Raw genomic sequence first — 18,665 nt, 5'->3', positions numbered from 1 at the left:
GGTCAACATGACACGACGCGCGAAAATTGTCGCGACGCTAGGCCCGGCGGTGTCCTCACCGGAGGGCATCCGAAGCCTGCTGACGGCCGGCGTCAACGTGACGCGATTCAACCTCAGCCACGGCGACCACGAGGTGCACACGACCAACTACGGCTACGTGCGCGACGCATCCGAAGAACTTGGCCTGCCGGCGGCGGTGCTCGTCGACCTGCAGGGCCCAAAGATCCGCCTCGGCAAGTTCGAGGCCGGCCCCTACCAGCTCGAAAAGGGCGACACGTTCAAGATCACGGTCGACGACATCGTCGGCAACCAGCAGATCGTCAGCACGACCTTCAAGGGCCTGACCGGCGACGTGCGCCCCGGTGACCCGATTCTCATCGATGACGGCCGCGTCGCACTGCGCGCGACCGAGGTGACCGACACGACCGTCACCGCGGTCGTCGAGGTTGGCGGCCCCGTCTCGAACAACAAGGGAATCAACCTGCCCGGCGTCGCGGTCAACGTGCCCGCGCTGAGTGAGAAAGACGAAGACGACCTCCGCTGGGGTCTGCGCATCGGCGCCGACATCATCGCGCTCTCGTTCGTTCGTGGCCCCGAGGACATCACTCGGGTGCACGAGATCATGGACGAGGAGGGCGTTCGCCTGCCCGTCATCGCGAAGGTCGAGAAGCCCCAGGCGGTCGACCGCCTCGCCGACATCGTCGACGCCTTCGACGGCATCATGGTGGCCCGCGGCGACCTCGGCGTCGAGCTGCCCCTCGAACAGGTACCGATCGTGCAGAAGCGCGCGATCGAGCTCGCCCGTCGACGCGCCAAACCGGTCATTGTCGCAACGCAGATGCTCGAGTCGATGATTTCAAGCCCGCGCCCGACGCGCGCCGAGGCTTCGGACTGCGCCAACGCGGTGCTCGATGGCGCCGACGCGCTCATGCTCTCGGGCGAGACGAGTGTCGGTGAGTACCCGATCATCACGGTGGAGACGATGGCGCGCATCATCGAATCGACCGAAGAGCACGGCCTGAGCATGATTCCGCCGCTCGGCACGCAGCCCTTCACCCAGGGCGGCGTCATCACGCTCGCGGCGACCGAGGTCGGCGAGTTCCTCGGCGCGAAGTACTACTGCGTGTTCACTGAGTCGGGCGACTCGGTGCGCCGCCTGTCGCGGCTGCGCCCGCAGATTCCGATGCTCGGCTTCACTCCGAGCGAGGCGATTCGTCGCCGCATGAACCTCTACTGGGGCGTCGACGGCATCATCGTCGAGCGCAAGAAGCACACCGATGAGCTGTTCCTGCAGGTCGACGAGTACCTCATCTCGACCGGCAAGGCGCAGCGCGGCGACAAGGTGATCGTCATCGCCGGTTCCCCTCCCGGAGTTCCCGGGTCGACGAACGACCTGCGCGTGCACCGCGTGGGCGACGCCCTCGACGCGGTGGCGCCGGCCTACGAGGGGCGCCACTCGCGCAAGGAGTAACTGTTCGCGCCTTCGAAGAGGGCCGCCACGATCTGCTGATCGTGGCGGCCCTTTTCGTGCGTGGGGGAACCGTTAGAGCACGCGGCGGCGCAGGATGGTCCAGAGGAACACCGTGCCGCCGACGAACTCAATGAGAATCGAGACAACGCCCTGCGCGTAGAACACGTGGTTCATGATGAAGTACGCGCTCGTGAGCACGAGGAACGCGAAGGTGATCGCGAGCGGGAACACGAAGCGGTGATCCGAGGTGTTCGCGAATTGGTAGGCGAGCGTCGCGACGAGGAAACCGAGGAAGGTCATGGGGCCGACGAGCGCCGTCGAAACCGCCATGAGCAGCGTCACGAGCGTCAGCGTCGTCATGAGCTCGCGGGTGTGGTTCAGGCCGAGGCCGGTGGCGATGTCCTTGCCGAGCGCCATGACGTTGAGTCGGCGCGAACGCAGGTAGAGCAGCGCCGCGACGACGATGACGATGGGAATCGCGACCGGTAGGTACTCCTCGCGTGCGTTGTTCACCGAGCCAAAGAGTCGAGCGGTGAGCAGGTCGAACTCGCTCGGGCTCAGCATGCGCTGCATGAAGCTCGAGACGCTGCCGAGGCCAGTGCCGATCACGATGCCCACGAGCAGCATGATCTGGAGGTTCGCGAAGCGGCCCGACAATAGCCAGCCGTAGAGGAGCGCCGCGAGGGCGACCATGACGACGACCTGCGCGAGGAACTGCCCGATGCCCGAGAACGCAGTGAGCCCGGCCGAGCCGAGAAAGAACATCACGCCGGTCTGGATCGCGACGTAGAGCGACTCGAAGCCCATGATGCCGGGGGTGATGATGCGGTTGTTCGTGATGGTCTGGAAGGCGACCGTCGCGGTCGCGTGACAGACGGCGATGATGAGCATGACGAGCACGCTGCTCGCGCGGCGCCGGGCGATCACCCAGAACGGGTCGGAGCCGAACGCGACGGGGATGTTGTAGGTGAGCAGGCCGATCGCGAACAGCACGGCGAGCGAGACGCAGATGCCGAGCGTGAGCCAGTAGCGGCGGCGCGCGCGGGGACTCTGAAAGGCGACGGAGCCGCTGCGCTGCCGGGGCAGGGTGGGGGATGCGGTGGTGCTAGCCATAGCGTCGCTTTCGCAGCAGCAGGAGCACGAACGCAATCGAGCCGAGCACGCCGAGGATCAGCGAGACGGGCACCTCGAACGGCATGATGATCGTGCGACTCACGATGTCGCAGAGCGTGACGGTCGCGATGCCGAGCAGGAACACCCACGGGAGGTTGCTGCGCAGGTTGTCACCGCGAAACATCGAGACGATGTTCGGCACGATCAGCCCGAGGAACGGCAGGTTACCGACCACGACCGTGACGACGCCGGTCGCGACCGCGACGAGCGAGGTGCCGATGAGCATCATCCGGTTGTAGTTGAGGCCGACGTTCGTCGCGATCTCCTCGCCAAGGCCCGCCACAGTGAGCCGGTCGGCGAGCACGAACACGGCGACGAGCACGATCGCGACGATCCAGAGCACCTCGTACTGCCCGCGCAGGATCGGCGCGAAGCTGCCCGCGAACCAGATGCCGAGCTGTTGCAGCATGTTTGTCTGCAGCGCGAAAAAGGTCGAGATCGAGCTCACGACCGCGCCGAGCATGATGCCGACGATGGGAACGATGAGGGATGAGCGCAGCGAGACGCGGCGCAGGAAGGCGAAGAAGATGGTCGTGCCGATGAACGCGGCGATGATCGCGCCGACCATGCGGCCGAGGAGGCTCGCGGTCGGGAAGAAGATCATCACGGCGAGCAGGCCGAGGCCGGCCCACTCGGTCGTGCCGGTCGTGGTCGGTTCGACGAAGCGGTTCTGCGTGAGCAGTTGCATCACGAGCCCGCAGATCGCCATGGCCGCGCCCGCGAGCACGAGCGCGAGGGTGCGCGGCACCCGCGTGATCCAAAACATGTCTGGCGACCCCTCGCCGTGGCCGTCCAGGGTGTACACGCCAGTAAACAGCGAGACGCCAAGGAGGGCGATCACGGCAAGTGTCGCCAGACACAGCTTCCAGTCAAGACGGTCGCGGCGCGCAGGAGCGGCCGCGACCGTCGAGGTCGAACTGGGGTTGGTCATGAAGGGAGGGAGTACCTTACGCCGCGGCGTCGAACGCGTCGGCGAGCTGGTTCAGGTACTCGGTGTACGTCTGAATGCCCTCGTTGGTGTAGGTGTCGGCCGGCATCACAACGATCTGGTCGTTCTGCACCGCGGGCACCTGCTGCAGGGCCTCGGATGCGGCGATGAGGTCGGCGCCGGGCTGGTAGCCCTCTTCGTCGGCGGCGACGGCCGCATCGCGGTCCATTACGAGAATCCAGTCGGGGTTCGATTCGGCGATGGCCTCGACCGAGACCTCGTCGCCCTCGTGGTCGTCGCTCGCGCCCTCGACGACGAGCGCCGGGGTGAAGTTGAACCAGTCGAACACGACGCCGAGGGTGCGGCCGACGTGCGGCGCGAGGTAGCCGATCTGGCCGCCTGAGGTGTTGACCGCCATGACGGTCGCGTCGGCCGGGGTCGCCTCAGCGACGCGGTCGTAGGCGGCGTCGAACTCGTCGTTCAGCGCGCTGGCCTCGTCCTGCTTGCCGAACAGCTCGCCGAGCACGGTGGTCTGGCGCTTGAGCTCTTCGGCGAAGTCCTCGCCCTCGCGGGGCTCGAGGTTGATGATCGTCGCGTCGGGCACGAGCTCCGCGATCTCGTCCTCGTAGTCGGTGAAGCGCTGGCCCATGATCACGAGGTCGGGCTCGACGGCGGCGATGGCCTCGAGGTTCGGCTCGCGGTGGTTACCAATGTTCACGATCGACTCGTCCGACTTGTAGTCGATGGTCTCGGGCATGAGGTCGAGCGGAGCCGCGGCGAGCTCGACGCCCCACGACTGCAGTGTCTCGAACGTGCGGTTGTCGAGGGCGACGATCGACTGCGCCGGCATCTCGACCGTCTGCGTGCCGTTGTTGTCTTCAACGGTGATGGTGCCTTCGGCACCCGCGGCTGAGGTCGCGTCGGTGTCGGCGGCGCCCGTGCTGCAGGCGGCGAGGGTGAGGGATGCGGCAATCGCGCTAACGAGGCCGAGCAAACGCAGTCGAGGGGTTCGCATAGGTACGAGCTTCTTTCGTATCGATGGCGCGAGGCAGGGGAGGCCCCGCGGGAGAAGTTCCGCAGGTTAGGCTAACCTAAAGACATGTTGTGCTCAACTTGTGAGTTGGGTGACAGCCGGCCGTGTTTACTCGATGCAACAACCCCGGAGGCCCCTGCGTGATCACCCTGGATTCCGTCGCGAAACGATATGGCGACCACGTGGTCGTCGACGACGTTTCTCTCACGATTCCCGCGGGTGGCATCACCTCGATCATTGGGCCGAACGGCGCCGGTAAGTCGACGTTACTCGGACTCATGAGCCGCATCGAACCGCTCGAGAGCGGCATCGTCACGGTCGACGGGCTCGACGTGAGCGCCACGAAATCCTCCGTGCTCGCGAAGCGACTCGCGATCCTGCGGCAGGAGAATCACCTCGTGGTGCGGCTCACGGTGCGCGAGCTGGTCGCGTTCGGTCGCTTCCCGCACTCGCAGGGTCGGCTCACCGCCGAGGATGAGCGGCACATCGACGCCGCGCTCGACTTTCTCGGGCTCGCCGATTTGCAGGCTCGCTTTATCGACGAGCTCTCGGGCGGCCAGCGGCAACGCGCCTACGTCGCGATGGTGATCTGCCAGGACACCGATTACGTGCTGCTCGACGAGCCGCTGAACAATCTCGACATGCGGCACAGCGTGAACATGATGCAGCACCTGAGCCGCATCGCGACCGAGCTCGGCAAGACGATCGTCATCGTGATTCACGACATCAACTTCGCCTCGGTGTACTCCGACAACATCGTCGGTATGCGCGACGGCGAGGTCATCGCGCAGGGTGCGCCCGAACTCATCATGAACTCGGGCATTCTGAGCCAGATCTATGACATGCACATTCCGATTCACGAGATCGGGCGGCACAAGCTGGCGACCTATTACTGGGCGTCCGAGACGGTCGCCTCGTAGTGTGCCGGCTGGGGGACTCGAACCCCCACGCCCTCTCGGACAGCGCATTTTGAGTGCGCCGCGTCTACCGTTCCGCCAAGCCGGCCTGCTTGCCTCGACCACAGTAGCGTAATCTGGGAATGTGACTGAGAACACAACCGCTTCCGCACCCCGCCGAGTCGTCGTCGCTGAAGACGAATCGCTCATCCGCCTCGACATCGTTGAAACGCTTCGCGATAACGGTTTTGACGTCGTCGGCGAGGCCGGCGACGGCGAGACCGCAGTTGCGCTTGCCAAAGAGCTCCGCCCCGATCTCGTCGTGATGGACGTGAAGATGCCGAAACTCGACGGCATCTCGGCCGCGGAGCAGCTTTCGGAAGACAACGTCGCGCCCGTCGTGCTCCTCACCGCGTTCAGCCAGAAGGAGCTCGTCGAGCGGGCCACCGAGGCCGGCGCGCTTGCCTACGTCGTGAAGCCGTTCAACCAGAACGACCTCCTGCCGGCCATCGAGATCGCGCTCGCCCGCCACCAGCAGATCGTCGCCCTCGAGCGCGAGGTCGCCGATCTCGCCGAGCGGTTCGAGACCCGCAAGCTGGTGGACCGCGCGAAGGGCCTCCTCACCGACAAGATGGGCCTCAGTGAGCCCGAGGCCTTCCGCTGGATCCAGAAGGCGTCGATGAACCGTCGCCTCACCATGCAGGAAGTCGCGCAGGCTGTCGTCGAGCAGCTCGCGCCGAAGAAGAAGTAGCCGCTATCGACGGGTGCGCAGCATGTTCGTGATGCGCACCGTCGAGCACCGGCGCCCGTTGGTGTCGGTGATGACGATCTCATGCACGGTCGTGCTGCCGCCGAGGTGAATCGCGCGGCATTCGCCCGTCACCCAGCCCGAGGTTGCCGAGCCCGTGTGCGTCGCGTTGATGTCGACGCCCACGGCATAGCGGCCCTCGCCCGCGTGCAGCGAGGCGGCGACCGAGCCGAGACTCTCGCCGAGCACGCAGTTCGCGCCGCCGTGCAGCAGACCGAACGGTTGCGTGTTCGGCGCCACCGGCATGACCGCGATCGAGTGCTCGGGCGAAAGCTGCACCATGAGCATTCCCATGGCCGCGCCGAGCGCGCCAACACCCCGACCGCCCGTCACGGTGAGCTGGTCAGGAATCTCGAAGCCGTTGATGACGGGCTCGGGTACCGGGGCGAGGTGCACAACTGGCTGAGACTCGGGCATCGCAATCTTTCGTCGACGTAGGCTGGTTGCGTGACTGCAACTCAGCCAAAGCCTACGCTCATGGTCATCGACGGCCACTCGCTCGCCTTCCGCGCCTTTTTCGCGCTGCCGGTCGAGAGTTTCGTCAACTCCGAGGGGCAGCACACGAATGCCGTCCACGGCTTCATCTCGATGCTGCTCTCGCTGCTGCGCGACCACAATCCGAGCCACATCGCCGTCGCCTTCGACGCGGGCTCGAAGTCGTTCCGCAACCGCGAGTATGAGGACTACAAGGGTGGCCGCGACGAGACGCCGCCCGAGTTCCGCGGCCAGATCGGTCTGCTCAAGGAGGCGCTCACGGCGATGGGCATCGACTGGCTCGAGAAGGACGACTTCGAGGCCGACGACATCCTCGCCACGCTCTCGCACCAGGGCGAGGAGCAGCAGTTCGACGTGCTCGTCGTGTCGGGCGACCGCGACGCGATTCAGCTCGTGAACGAGCGGACGACGCTGCTCTACCCCTCGGTGCAGGGTGTCTCGAAGCTCACCCATTACACGCCCGAGAAGGTGCTCGAGAAGTACGGCGTGCTGCCGCACCAGTACTCCGACCTCGCGGCCATGGTCGGTGAGAAGGCCGACAACCTGCCCGGCATCCCGAAGGTCGGCCCGAAGACGGCCGCGAAGTGGATCAACCAATTCGGCTCGCTCGAGGCGATTCTCGAGCACGACGACGAGCTCACCGGCAAGGTCGGCGAGTCGTTCCGCGAGCACCGCGAGAACGCGATCCGCAACCGCAAGCTCAACGAACTGCTGCGCGACGTCGAGCTCGACCTCAAGCCGGACGACCTCGACATTCACCCCATCGACGTGGATGCGGTGCGCGACGTCTTCACCCGACTCCAGTTCCGCACGCTGCAGGACCGCGTGTTGAAGCTCGCCGCCGAGCGCGACGGCGCGGTCGCGACGAACGACGACAGCACCGCGCTCGACGGCGTCGAGGTGCGCGAACAGCTCGCGGGCGAGGAACTTGCGGCGTGGCTCGGGGATGCGGGAGAGCAGCCCCTCGGGCTGGTGCTGCGCATCGGCGAGTCGGGCCAGGTCGATGCGGCGCTGGCGACCGAGAAGTCGGCCGTGTCGGTAAACGACGTCGCGGCGAACGAACCGCTCGCCGCCTGGCTCGCGAGCGACGCCGCGAAGTGGATGTTCGACGCCAAGCCGACGCTGAAGCACGCCCGCGCCGCCGGGGTCGAGCTCGTCGGGCCGATTCTCGACGGTCAGCTCGCGGCATTCCTCGTGAACCCACTGAGCCCGCCGAAGCGTCTGTCGGAGCTCGTACAGCAGTACCTCGGCGAGACAATGCCCGAGAGCGACCCGAATCAGCTCCTCGAGGTCGAGGACGAGCAAGGCACCGGCTTCGCGGCCGAGGCCTGGTACGCGCTGCGGGCCGGGCTCGCGGCGCAGGCCCGCCTGCCCGAGCCGACGGTGCCGGTCTTCACCGACATCGAGTCGCCGCTCGAACTCGTGCTCGCGAACATGGAGTTCACGGGCATCCACATTGATGTGCCGCTGCTCGAGCAGCTCTCGGCCGAGCAGGGCGAGAAGGTCGCGCAGTACGCGCAGGAGGCCTTCGCGGCGATCGACGGTGAAGAGATCAACCTCGGCTCGCCGAAGCAGCTGCAGACCGTGCTGTTCGAGAAGCTCGACATGCCGAAGACTCGCCGCACCAAGACTGGCTACTCGACCGACGCGCAGTCGCTCGAGGAGCTCGAGGCGAAGGCACCGCATCCGTTCCTCGGCGCGCTCCGGCACCACCGCGACGCGACGAAGCTCAAGCAGATCATCGACGGGCTCATCCGCGCGGTCGGCAACGACACGCGCATCCACACCACCTACCTGCAGACGGGCTCGTCCACGGGGCGCCTCGCCTCGACCGACCCGAACCTCCAGAACATCCCGATTCGCTCGGCCGAGGGCCAGCGCATCCGCGGCGCCTTCACCTGCGACGAGCGCTTCGAAGGGCTGCTCACCGCCGACTACTCGCAGATCGAGATGCGCATCATGGCGCACCTCTCGGGCGACGACGCGCTCATCGCCGCGTTCAACTCGGGCGAGGACACGCACCGCTTCGTCGGTTCGCAGGTGTTCGGCGTCGACCCGAGCGAGGTGACGCCGACCATGCGCAGCAAGGTCAAGGCGATGTCGTACGGCCTCGTCTACGGTCTCAGCGCGTTCGGCCTGTCGAAGCAGCTCGGCATCGAGGTCGCCGAGGCGCGCGAGCTCATGAACGGCTACTTCGAGCGGTTCGGTAAGGTGCGCGACTACCTGCGCGAGTCGGTCGAGCAGGCGCGCAGCACCGGCTACACCGAGACCATCTTCGGCCGCCGCCGACCGTTCCCCGACCTCAACTCGACGAACCGCCTCGCGCGGCAGAACGCCGAGCGGGCGGCGCTCAACGCGCCGATCCAGGGGTCGGCGGCCGACATCATCAAGCTCGCGATGCTGCGGGTGGACGCGCGGATGCGCGCCGAGCAGCTCGAGTCGCGTCTGCTGCTGCAGGTGCACGATGAGCTCGTGTTCGAGGTCGCGGCGGGCGAGGAGGCGGCGCTCGAGGCACTCGCGCGCGAGGAGATGGCGAGCGCCGCGACGCTGAGCGTGCCGCTCGACGTCTCAGTCGGTCGCGGCGGGAACTGGGAGACCGCGGGCCACTAGCGTGCGGGAGTTTGCGAGCGGCATCGGCCTCTTCTTTCGGGGCGTCGGGTTCTGGGCCCGGCGCCCGAAGCTCATGGCCATCGGCGCGGTGCCTGCCCTCATCACGACGGTGCTCTACGGAGTTGCGCTCGTGTGGCTGTTCAGCAGCGTCGACGAGTTCGCGGTGGGGCTCACGCCGTTCGCCGAGTCGTGGGTCGAGCCGTGGCAGACCATCGTGCGGGTCGCCGTCGCGGGCGCGCTGCTCGTCGCCGGCTTCGCGGCCACCGTGTTCACGTTCGCCGCGGTCACCCTGACGATCGCGGCGCCCTTCATCGACAACATCCAAGAGCGCGTCGACCGCGAGCTCGGCGGCGTCGACCCCATCGACGAGGGCTTTTGGCTCTCGGTGCGTCGGGGCATCGGCGACGGCCTGCGGCTGTTCGGTATGGGCCTGTTTGCCGCCCTGATCGTGTTCGTCTGCGGCCTGCTGCCGCTCGTGGGCTCGCTCATTGGCTGGCTGCTCGGTGCCTACTTCGCGGGGCGCGCGTTCGCCGTCGACCTCACCGGCACGCCCGGTGATGCCAGGGGCATTCCGCTCACGGCGCGGCGGCAGTTGCTCGCCTCGAATCGCGCGAAGTCGCTCGGCTTCGGGGTTGCGGTGTACCTCTCGTTTCTCATTCCGCTCGGCGCCGTCGTCGGCACGCCCGCGGCGGCGGTCGGCGGCACGCTGTTGCTGCGCGAACTCCACGGCGAGCCCACGGAGCCGCGTCGGTAGGGTAGCGGCATGACGCACCGCGAGCCCACCGAAATTGATGCCCTTGCCGAACGCTTCGTCGACGCGACGACCGCCCTCCAGCCGGAGTCGCGCGTGTACCGGGGGAGTGCGGGAGACAAGACCGAGTACCAGGACTACTCGCCGAACGGTGTCGCTGCCCTGGGCGAGCTCTACGCCGCGACGCGCCGCGAGCTCGCCGACCTCGAGGCGGTGGACGACGTCGACGTCGTTACGAAGCTCGACCTCGACCGCGTGCTCGAACTCGGCGACCAGCGCATCAACGCGGGCTGGTACCAGCGTGACCTCAACAATCTCGCGAGCCCGCTGCAGGAGATCCGCGACATCTTCGACCTGATGCCCACCGACAGCGACGACGACTGGCACGACATCGCCGGCCGCATGGCCAACGTCGGCGGTGCCGTCGACGGGTACATCGCCTCCCTTCGCGAGGGGCTACGGCGGGGCAACACGCCGGCGGCCCGCCAGGTGGAGATCGGCGCGCGCCAGCTCGACGAGTTCGTTGCCGGCGCCGGGTTCTTCCACGATCTCGCCGGCCGGGGCGCCGCGGCGTCGGGCGTTAACGCGGGCGCGCTCACCGCGGGTGCCGAGGCAGCTACGGAGTCGTTCGCGCGCCTGCGGGGCTTCCTCAGCGACGAGCTCGCGCCCGAGGCTCGCACCGACGACGCGGTCGGCCGCGACCTGTATGAGCTCGCGTCGCGTGAGTTCCTCGGCGCACGCATCGACCTTGACGAGTACTACGAGTGGGGCATCGAGGAGCTCGAGCGGATGCGCGTCGAGCAGGAGGCGATCGCCCGCGAGATTCTCCCTGGCGCCACTGTCGCCGAGGCGATCGCGCACCTCGAGGAGCGCGCCGAGCACCGCCTCAATGGCACCGACGAACTGCAGCGGTGGATGCAGCGCACCGCCGATGAGGCCGTCGCCGCGCTGAACGGCACCCACTTCGACATTCCCGAGCCGGTGCAGCGCATCGAGTGCGTGATCGCGCCGACCCAGACGGGTGGCATCTACTACACCGGCCCGAGCGACGATTTCTCGCGGGCGGGGCGGATGTGGTGGTCGGTGCCCGAGGGCGTCACCGAGTTCGACACCTGGCGCGAGCTCACGACCGTGTACCACGAGGGTGTGCCGGGCCACCACCTGCAGATCGGCCAGGCCGTGTACCTGCGCGACTCGCTCAACTCGTGGCGGCGCGAGGCCTGGACGAGCGGGCATGGCGAGGGCTGGGCGCTCTACGCCGAGCAGCTCATGGACCAGCTCGGCTACCTCACGACCCCGGCCGACCGGCTCGGCATGCTCGATGGCCAGCGGATGCGCGCGGCCCGCGTCGTGCTCGACATCGGCGTGCACCTCGGCAAGCAGATGCCCGGCGGCGGCGCCTGGACGTTCGAGTCGGCCCTGCAGTTCATGAGCACGAATGTGAACATGACCGCGCCGTTCGTGAAGTTCGAGGTCGAGCGTTACTTCGGCTGGCCCGGGCAGGCGCCCGCGTACAAGATCGGCCAGCGGGTCTGGGAGGACCTCCGCGACGAAATCGCGCAGCTCGAGGGCGACCGCTTCGACCTCAAGGAGTTCCACCGGCGGGCGCTCGGCATCGGCGGCTGTGGCCTCGACACGCTCCGTACCGCGGTGCGGCGGCTCTACACGGACGGTGCTTCGCGATGACGCTCGTCCCGCCGGCGCGTGACGCCAGCTTTCTCGCCGCGGCCGCCGCGTTCGTCGAGCTGGTCGATCGCGTGCCAGCGGGCATGCTCGCCGAGCCCGCGCTCGGCAGCTGGACCCTCCGCGACCTCATCGGCCACACAACACGAGCCCTCCGCACGGTTGCCATCTATCTCGGCCGCCCGGCCGATCGCATCGAGCGCGCTGACGCGATCGAGTACTTCGACGCGTGCCGCGACCCCGCGAACGCGCCGGTGGTCGCGGCGCGCGGCGTCGCCTCCGGCCGCGAGCTCGGCGACGACGTTCCGGCCGGCGTGCGACTCGCGTTCGACGACGCGGTCACCGCCCTTGGCCGCGTGCGCGACACCGACCCGGTCATCGAAACCGCCGCGGGCGGGATGCGATTGCATGCCTACCTGCCCACGCGCACCTTCGAACTCGTCGTGCACTCGAGCGACATCGCGCAGGCCGCCGGGGTGAGCTACGAGCCGCCCGCCGTGGCGCTCGCCGAGGCGACCGAGCTCGTCCGCGGACTCGCCCTCGCGCAGGGGCACGGGCTCGGGCTGGTTCGACGCCTCACTGGCCGAGAGTCCGGCGCCGAGCTGCCGGGCTCCGTGCTGTAGCCACCGCCGCGGCGAAGCCTCAGAACGACGCCAGGCGGCTGGCGTATGCTCGCAGCACCGTGACAAGGAGGTCAGGGTGAGTTTGCAACTGTCCTACATGGGCGAGGTCATCGCGGCGTCGCGAGACCGTTCGGTGCGTGCGCTCGGTTCGCCCGACAACGCGGTGCCGCGCGCGGCCATCGCGCTCGACGACGTGCGCGAATGGCGCGGCGAGACCCCGCTCGCGCGCTACCTGCCCATGGTTACCGAACTGCTCGGCGAACCCCTGCGCGAGAGCGGGCTCGTGGTGGCGCTCGGCGACGCGGCCGGCCGCCTGCTCTGGGTCGACGGCGATCCTCGGATGCGCGGCGCCGTCGCCGACATGGGTTTCGTTCCCGGCGCCGACTGGTCGGAGGACACCGTGGGCACGAGCGCGCCCGGCACGGCGCTCATCGCCAACCGCGCCGTGCTCGTGGCCGGCGACGAGCACTTCGCGCCGACCGTGCATCCGTTCAGCTGCACCGCCGTGCCCGTGCACAACCTCGCGACCGGCGAGGTGCTCGGCGTGCTCGACATCACGGGTGGTGCCGCCGCCGTGAGCTCGGCGAGCCTCGCCATGCTGCGGGCCACCGCGCGGGCGATCGAAACCGAAGAGCAGCTGCGCCACTTCCGCACCGGCATGCGCGTGGCACCCACGCAGACCGCGCCGTCCAGGCCGTGCCTGCGGCTGCTCGGGCGCGACGTTGCCCGCCTCGAGTCGCCCGAGACGGCGCCGGTCGAACTGAGCCGCCGCCATTCCGAGTTGCTTGCCCTGCTCGCTGCGCACCCCGAGGGCCTGCGCAGCGGCCAGCTGGCCGATCTCATGCACGAGCAGGGCATCCCCGCCGTCACGCTCCGTGCCGAACTCGTACGGTTGCGGCAGGTGCTCGGCACCGCGCTGCCGGGGGTTCAGCTTGAGTCTCGCCCCTACCGGCTTTCGGTGCCGCTCGCCACCGATGCGGGCCAGGTGCTCGACGCCGTCGACCGGGGCGCGCACCGCCAGGCCCTGCGCGACTACCGCGGCGCCGTGCTGCCAACTTCCGATGCGCCCGGCATCGTCGCGCTGCGCGAACGCACGCGCGCAATCCTGCGCGAAGCGCTGCTCGAATTCGCGAGCGCCGACGCGCTGCTCGCTTGGCTCGAGGTGCCCGGCAACGAGGACGACGCCGACGTTCAGCTCGAACTGCTGCGCCTGCTGCCGCCCCGATCGCCGAAGCGGGCCGCCCTCGTCGCGCAGCTCGGCACGCTCTAAGGGGCATGCAACTCGACTGCAACCTTCCCATAGCTACGGTCGAGAGACGTGCATCACAGATGTACGAATCGGAGATCCACGACAACGAAGTCAAGGAGCATCATGACCGTATATGCGAACCCCGGCACCCAAGGCGCCGTGATGGAGTACCGCAGCCGTTACGAGCACTACATCGGGGGTGAGTGGGTGGCCCCCGTCAAGGGGGAGTACTTCGAGAACGTCTCGCCCGTCACCGGCCAGGTGTTCTGCGAGGTCGGCCGCGGCACCGCGGAAGATATCGAGGCAGCCCTTGACGCCGCCCACGCCGCGAAGGAGGCCTGGGGCAAGACCTCGGTCGCCGAGCGCTCGCTCGTGCTCAACCGCATCGCCGATCGCATCGAGGAGAACCTCGAGAAGATCGCCGTCGCCGAGACTTGGGACAACGGCAAGCCGGTGCGCGAGACGCTCGCCGCCGACATCCCCCTCGCCGTCGATCACTTCCGCTACTTCGCCGGCGTGATTCGAGCGCAGGAGGGCACCCTCTCGCAGCTCGACGACAACACGACGGCCTACCATTTCCACGAGCCCCTCGGCGTCGTCGGCCAGATCATTCCCTGGAACTTCCCCCTGCTCATGGCGACCTGGAAGTTGGCGCCTGCGCTCGCGGCTGGTAACTGCGTCGTACTCAAGCCCGCCGAGCAGACGCCGGCCTCGATCCTTTACCTGTTCGAGCTCATCGGCGACCTGCTCCCCGCCGGCGTCGTGAACATCGTCAACGGCTTCGGCGTTGAGGCCGGCAAGCCGCTCGCGTCGAACCCCCGCATCTCGAAGATCGCCTTCACCGGCGAGACCACGACCGGTCGCCTGATCATGCAGTACGCATCGCAGAACATCATTCCGGTCACCCTCGAGCTCGGTGGCAAATCGCCGAACCTGTTCTTTGAAGACGTCATGCAGCAGGACGACGCGTACTTCGACAAGGCCCAGGAGGGCTTCACCCTCTTCGCACTGAACCAGGGTGAGGTCTGCACGTGCCCGTCGCGCGCGCTCATCCAGGAGTCGATCTACGACAACTTCCTCGATGTCGTCACCGAGCGCACGCGCAAGATCGTGCAGGGCAACCCGCTCGACACCGACACGCAGATCGGCGCGCAGGCATCGAACGACCAGCTCGAGAAGATCCTGAGCTACATCGACATCGGCAAGCAGGAGGGGGCCAAGGTTCGCATCGGTGGCGAGCGCGCCGACCTCGGCGGCGACCTCGCGGGCGGTTACTACGTCAACCCGACGATCTTCGAGGGCGACAACTCGATGCGCATCTTCCAGGAGGAGATCTTCGGCCCCGTCGTCGCGGTGACGAAGTTCTCCGACTTCGACGACGGCATCCGCATCGCCAACGACACGCTCTACGGTCTCGGCGCCGGCGTCTGGTCGCGCTACCAGAACACCGCCTACCGCGCCGGCCGCGCGATTCAGGCCGGTCGCGTCTGGGTGAACCAGTACCACGCGTACCCCGCTCACTCGGCATTCGGTGGCTACAAGTCCTCGGGCATTGGCCGCGAGAACCACCTGATGATGCTCGAGCACTACCAGAACACTAAGAACCTGCTCGTGAGCTATGACGAAAACAAGCTTGGTTTCTTCTAAGCCGACCGAACCCCTCGACCCGATCATTCGCTGACCGTTCAAAGGAGAACCTGTAGATGAGCACCCAGATTAAGGCCGCCGTTGTTACGGCGTTCCAGCAGCCCCTGTCCGTCGAGACCAACTACGAACTGCCCGAGCCCGGGCCGAACCAGGCACTCGTGAAGCTGGTCACCTCGGGCGTCTGTCATACCGACCTCCACGCCGCCGAGGGTGACTGGCCGGTGAAGCCGAGCCCGCCGTTCGTGCCGGGTCACGAGGGCGTCGGCGAGGTCGTCGCCGTCGGCCCGGGCGTCACCGACGTCAAGGTCGGCGACATCGTCGGTAACGCCTGGCTCTGGAGCGCATGCGGTGCCTGTGAGTACTGCGAGACGGGTTGGGAGACCCTGTGCGAGCAGCAGAGCAATGGTGGCTATTCAGTCGACGGCTCGTTCGGCGATCACATGATCGTTGACACGCGCTACGCCGCCCGCATCCCCGACGGCGCCGACCCGGTCGAGGTCGCGCCCGTGCTCTGCGCCGGTGTGACGGTGCTCAAGGCGCTTAAGCGTACTGAGGCCCGCCCCGGGCAGTGGGTGGCCATCACCGGTATCGGTGGCCTCGGCCACATCGCCATTCAGTACGCGAAGGCGCTCGGCCTGCGGGTCGCGGCCGTTGACATTGCGGACGAGAAGCTCGAGCTCGCGCGCAAGCACGGTGCCGAGATCACCGTGAACGCGAAGAACGAGGACCCGATCGAGGCAATCCAGAAGGCGACGGGCGGTGTGCATGGCGTGGTCGTGACCGCCGTGCATCCCGCGGCCTTCGGCCAGGCGATTGGCTTCGCGCGTCGCGGCGGCACGATCGTGTTCGTCGGTCTGCCCGCCGGTGACTTCCCGGCTCCGATCTTCGACGTCGTGCTCAAGGGGCTGACAATTCGCGGTTCGATCGTGGGCACGCGCCGCGACCTGAAGGAGGCCCTCGAGTTCTACGCGCGAGGGCTCATCCACCCGACGGTGGCCACCCGGCCGCTCGAGGAGATCAACGAGGTCTTTGACGAGATGCGTCAGGGCAAGATTGATGGCCGTGTGGTCATCGACTACCGCTAGATTGGTTTGAGAGCGGGCGGGGAGGCGGCCGTGGGTCGCCTCCCCGCCCCGTCACCAGTTCAGGGAGGACGAAATGTCCAAGATCAACGAAGAAGTTGTCATCAGCCCGTCTATCGAAGCTCGCCCGGTGATCGCGGGCGAGACCCGGTCGAGGGTCGGGCTTTCTCAGGCGGCCGTGGAGCTGCTGCAGGAGCTGGCCGAGCGTAACGGCCCGCTCATGTTCCACCAGTCCGGTGGTTGCTGCGATGGTTCAGCCCCGATGTGCTACCCAGCCGGCGACTTTCTCACCGGCGATGCCGACGTGCTGCTCGGGGTGTTTGAGCTCCCGAACCGCTCGGGCGATGGTGCCAGCGAGCTCGAATTCTGGATGTCGAAGGAACAGTTTGAATACTGGCGGCACACCCGCTTGCTCGTCGATGCGGTGCCCGGCCGCGGCGCCGGTTTTTCGCTCGAAGGGCCGACCGGAAAACGCTTCCTGATACGGTCGACCTTGCTCGACTCCTAGGTGATTTCGTAGTTCGTACCAAATTGGAATTCCGGCGAATTCTCAGGTAGGCTTGTAGAGCACTTTTGTGCGTCTACACCTATCCGTTTCCCATTCGGCACAGGACGGCGGCGCGAGCTGCCGGCGTCGAATTGGGCCGACACAATTATCCAGCTGGAGTACCAACTACATGACGAACACCACGACCGAATCGGCTAATTCGCAGATCGCCGTCAACGACATCGGCACTGCTGAGGACTTCCTCGCCGCGGTCGAAGAGACGATGAAGTACTTCAACGACGGTGACCTCATCACCGGTACCGTCGTTCGAATCGACCGCGACGAGGTACTCCTCGACGTTGGTTACAAGACCGAGGGCGTCATCCCCTCGCGTGAACTCTCGATCAAGCACGACGTCGACCCCAACGAGGTTGTTGAGCTCGGCGACGAGATCGAAGCACTTGTCATCCAGAAGGAAGACAAGGAAGGTCGCCTCCTTCTCTCGAAGAAGCGCGCGCAGTACGAGCGCGCCTGGGGCGATGTCGAGAAGATCAAGGAAGACGACGGCGTCGTCACCGGTACCGTCATCGAGGTCGTCAAGGGTGGCCTCATCGTCGACATCGGGCTCCGCGGCTTCCTCCCCGCTTCGCTCATCGAGCTGCGTCGCGTTCGCGACCTCACCCCGTACCTGGGCCAGGAAATCGAGGCGAAGATCCTCGAGCTCGACAAGAACCGCAACAACGTCGTGCTTTCGCGCCGTGCGCTGCTCGAGCAGACTCAGTCGGAGACCCGCGCCAACTTCCTCAACCAGCTCCAGAAGGGCCAGGTTCGCAAGGGTGTTGTCTCGTCGATCGTCAACTTCGGCGCGTTCGTCGACCTCGGCGGCGTTGACGGCCTCGTGCACGTCTCGGAGCTCAGCTGGAAGCACATCGACCACGCTTCGGAGGTCGTCGAGGTTGGCCAGGAAGTCACCGTCGAGGTGCTCGAGGTCGACATGGACCGCGAGCGCGTTTCGCTCTCGCTGAAGGCGACGCAGGAAGACCCGTGGCAGGTGCTCGCTCGCACCCACGCGATCGGTCAGATCGTGCTCGGCAAGGTCACCAAGCTCGTTCCGTTCGGTGCGTTCGTTCGCGTTGCCGACGGCATCGAGGGCCTCGTGCACATCTCGGAGCTGTCGAACCACCACATCGAGACAGCCGACCAGGTCGTCTCGGTTGGCAAGGAGCTCTTCGTCAAGATCATCGACATCGACCTCGAGCGTCGCCGCATCTCGCTGTCGCTCAAGCAGGCGAACGAGGGCGTTGACCCCGAGGGCACCGACTTCGACCCCGCCACCTACGGCATGCTCGCCGAGTACGACGAGCAGGGCAACTACAAGTACCCCGAAGGCTTCAACCCCGACACCAACGAGTGGATCGAGGGCTTCGAGGCACAGCGCGAGGCCTGGGAGCAGGAGTACGCGCTCGCTCAGTCGCGTTGGGAAGCGCACAAGGAGCAGGTCCGCGGCGCGATCGAGGCCGAGGCGAACGCCCCCGAGGCTGCCGAGCAGGGCGGTTCGTCCTTCTCGAGCGAGTCGGACGACGCGTTCGGCACCCTCGCCGACGACGCTTCGCTCGCAGCGCTTCGCGAGAAGCTCTCGGGTAACTAGTTCCCGGTAGCAAACGGCCCGGCTCGATTCGTTCGAGCCGGGCCGTTGCTCTTTGGATTGGAGGCGGGTGAATCCCGCCCG

General features: G+C 67.0%; 16 protein-coding genes and 1 tRNA gene. 12 read left to right on the top strand and 5 right to left on the bottom strand.

What is annotated here, in order from left to right; translation table 11 throughout:
• Positions 1-7 precede the first annotated feature (7 nt).
• Positions 8-1,471: a pyruvate kinase gene (pyk, locus tag M3M28_RS06700; RefSeq protein ID WP_249385748.1), complete on the top strand. Its 1,464-nt coding sequence runs from the start codon at positions 8-10 to the stop codon at positions 1,469-1,471.
• 72 nt (positions 1,472-1,543) lie between these two features.
• Here pyk and M3M28_RS06695 read toward each other — a convergent pair whose 3' ends face one another.
• Genes M3M28_RS06695 through M3M28_RS06685 form a run of 3 tightly spaced genes read right to left on the bottom strand, consistent with a single transcriptional unit; the run spans position 1,544 to position 4,587 of the window.
• A complete protein-coding gene (locus M3M28_RS06695) occupies positions 1,544-2,584 on the bottom strand; it encodes an iron chelate uptake ABC transporter family permease subunit (protein WP_249385747.1) in 1,041 nt (346 codons plus the stop codon).
• Entirely contained in the window at positions 2,577-3,575 is a 999-nt protein-coding gene (locus M3M28_RS06690; protein ID WP_249385746.1) for an ABC transporter permease, read from the bottom strand. The genes M3M28_RS06695 and M3M28_RS06690 overlap by 8 nt, the downstream gene beginning before the upstream one ends.
• Positions 3,576-3,591: 16 nt before the next feature.
• Complete coding sequence (locus tag M3M28_RS06685; RefSeq protein ID WP_249385745.1) at positions 3,592-4,587, bottom strand: siderophore ABC transporter substrate-binding protein; 996 nt, start codon at positions 4,585-4,587, stop codon at positions 3,592-3,594.
• Positions 4,588-4,745: 158 nt separating this feature from the next.
• On the opposite strand from M3M28_RS06685, the gene M3M28_RS06680 reads away from it, so the two are divergent.
• Positions 4,746-5,525: an iron ABC transporter ATP-binding protein gene (locus M3M28_RS06680; protein ID WP_249385744.1), complete on the top strand. Its 780-nt coding sequence runs from the start codon at positions 4,746-4,748 to the stop codon at positions 5,523-5,525.
• 2 nt (positions 5,526-5,527) lie between these two features.
• Here M3M28_RS06680 and M3M28_RS06675 read toward each other — a convergent pair.
• A tRNA-Leu gene (locus M3M28_RS06675) sits at positions 5,528-5,610 on the bottom strand.
• 36 nt (positions 5,611-5,646) lie between these two features.
• Here M3M28_RS06675 and M3M28_RS06670 point away from each other — a divergent pair.
• Entirely contained in the window at positions 5,647-6,252 is a 606-nt protein-coding gene (locus M3M28_RS06670) for an ANTAR domain-containing response regulator (protein ID WP_249385743.1), read from the top strand.
• 3 nt (positions 6,253-6,255) lie between these two features.
• Here the strand turns inward: M3M28_RS06670 and M3M28_RS06665 are convergent, their stop codons facing one another.
• A complete protein-coding gene (locus tag M3M28_RS06665; RefSeq protein WP_249385742.1) occupies positions 6,256-6,726 on the bottom strand; it encodes a PaaI family thioesterase in 471 nt (156 codons plus the stop codon).
• A 60-nt stretch (positions 6,727-6,786) separates the two neighbouring features.
• On the opposite strand from M3M28_RS06665, the gene polA reads away from it, so the two are divergent.
• From polA to rpsA, 9 genes are all read left to right on the top strand, one after another.
• Entirely contained in the window at positions 6,787-9,414 is a 2,628-nt protein-coding gene (gene polA / locus M3M28_RS06660; protein ID WP_249388002.1) for a DNA polymerase I, read from the top strand.
• A gap of 1 nt (position 9,415) precedes the next feature.
• Positions 9,416-10,168 carry an EI24 domain-containing protein gene (locus M3M28_RS06655; protein WP_249385741.1) on the top strand — a complete coding sequence of 251 codons (753 nt, stop codon included), beginning with the start codon at positions 9,416-9,418 and terminating at the stop codon, positions 10,166-10,168.
• A 9-nt stretch (positions 10,169-10,177) separates the two neighbouring features.
• Positions 10,178-11,851 carry a DUF885 domain-containing protein gene (locus tag M3M28_RS06650; protein WP_249385740.1) on the top strand — a complete coding sequence of 558 codons (1,674 nt, stop codon included), beginning with the start codon at positions 10,178-10,180 and terminating at the stop codon, positions 11,849-11,851.
• Positions 11,848-12,471, top strand: a complete 624-nt coding sequence (locus M3M28_RS06645; RefSeq protein WP_249385739.1) for a maleylpyruvate isomerase N-terminal domain-containing protein — start codon at positions 11,848-11,850, stop codon at positions 12,469-12,471. Before M3M28_RS06650 ends, M3M28_RS06645 begins: the two co-directional genes overlap by 4 nt.
• A 76-nt stretch (positions 12,472-12,547) precedes the next feature.
• The gene (locus M3M28_RS06640; protein WP_249385738.1) at positions 12,548-13,741 is read left to right on the top strand and encodes a GAF domain-containing protein; all 1,194 of its coding nucleotides are present in this window, start codon (positions 12,548-12,550) and stop codon (positions 13,739-13,741) included.
• Positions 13,742-13,843: 102 nt separating this feature from the next.
• Complete coding sequence (gene exaC / locus M3M28_RS06635) at positions 13,844-15,367, top strand: acetaldehyde dehydrogenase ExaC (RefSeq protein WP_249385737.1); 1,524 nt, start codon at positions 13,844-13,846, stop codon at positions 15,365-15,367.
• Between the two features lie 56 nt (positions 15,368-15,423).
• Positions 15,424-16,452 (top strand): alcohol dehydrogenase AdhP, encoded by a 1,029-nt coding sequence (gene adhP / locus M3M28_RS06630; protein ID WP_249385736.1) that lies wholly within the window; start codon positions 15,424-15,426, stop codon positions 16,450-16,452.
• Between the two features lie 73 nt (positions 16,453-16,525).
• Positions 16,526-16,957 carry a DUF779 domain-containing protein gene (locus tag M3M28_RS06625; protein WP_249385735.1) on the top strand — a complete coding sequence of 144 codons (432 nt, stop codon included), beginning with the start codon at positions 16,526-16,528 and terminating at the stop codon, positions 16,955-16,957.
• A 169-nt stretch (positions 16,958-17,126) separates the two neighbouring features.
• The gene (gene rpsA, locus M3M28_RS06620) at positions 17,127-18,584 is read left to right on the top strand and encodes a 30S ribosomal protein S1 (RefSeq protein ID WP_249385734.1); all 1,458 of its coding nucleotides are present in this window, start codon (positions 17,127-17,129) and stop codon (positions 18,582-18,584) included.
• The last annotated feature ends 81 nt before the right edge of the window (positions 18,585-18,665 follow it).

The sequence above is a fragment of the Gulosibacter sediminis genome, assembly GCF_023370115.1.
Taxonomy (GTDB): domain Bacteria; phylum Actinomycetota; class Actinomycetes; order Actinomycetales; family Microbacteriaceae; genus Gulosibacter; species Gulosibacter sediminis_A.
The sequence above is the reverse complement of the archived record's forward strand: the minus strand, read 5'-3'. Positions and strand labels throughout refer to the sequence as shown.

Bases quoted from the DNA above. Each gene is read 5' to 3' on its own strand.
- pyk (WP_249385748.1), top strand. From the start codon at position 8: ATGACACGACGCGCGAAAATTGTCGCGACGCTAGGCCCGGCGGTGTCC.
- M3M28_RS06695 (WP_249385747.1), bottom strand. From the start codon at position 2,584: ATGGCTAGCACCACCGCATCCCCCACCCTGCCCCGGCAGCGCAGCGGC.
- M3M28_RS06690 (WP_249385746.1), bottom strand. From the start codon at position 3,575: ATGACCAACCCCAGTTCGACCTCGACGGTCGCGGCCGCTCCTGCGCGC.
- M3M28_RS06685 (WP_249385745.1), bottom strand. From the start codon at position 4,587: ATGCGAACCCCTCGACTGCGTTTGCTCGGCCTCGTTAGCGCGATTGCC.
- M3M28_RS06665 (WP_249385742.1), bottom strand. From the start codon at position 6,726: ATGCCCGAGTCTCAGCCAGTTGTGCACCTCGCCCCGGTACCCGAGCCC.
- polA (WP_249388002.1), top strand. From the start codon at position 6,787: ATGGTCATCGACGGCCACTCGCTCGCCTTCCGCGCCTTTTTCGCGCTG.
- M3M28_RS06650 (WP_249385740.1), top strand. From the start codon at position 10,178: ATGACGCACCGCGAGCCCACCGAAATTGATGCCCTTGCCGAACGCTTC.
- M3M28_RS06645 (WP_249385739.1), top strand. From the start codon at position 11,848: ATGACGCTCGTCCCGCCGGCGCGTGACGCCAGCTTTCTCGCCGCGGCC.
- exaC (WP_249385737.1), top strand. From the start codon at position 13,844: ATGACCGTATATGCGAACCCCGGCACCCAAGGCGCCGTGATGGAGTAC.
- adhP (WP_249385736.1), top strand. From the start codon at position 15,424: ATGAGCACCCAGATTAAGGCCGCCGTTGTTACGGCGTTCCAGCAGCCC.
- M3M28_RS06625 (WP_249385735.1), top strand. From the start codon at position 16,526: ATGTCCAAGATCAACGAAGAAGTTGTCATCAGCCCGTCTATCGAAGCT.
- rpsA (WP_249385734.1), top strand. From the start codon at position 17,127: ATGACGAACACCACGACCGAATCGGCTAATTCGCAGATCGCCGTCAAC.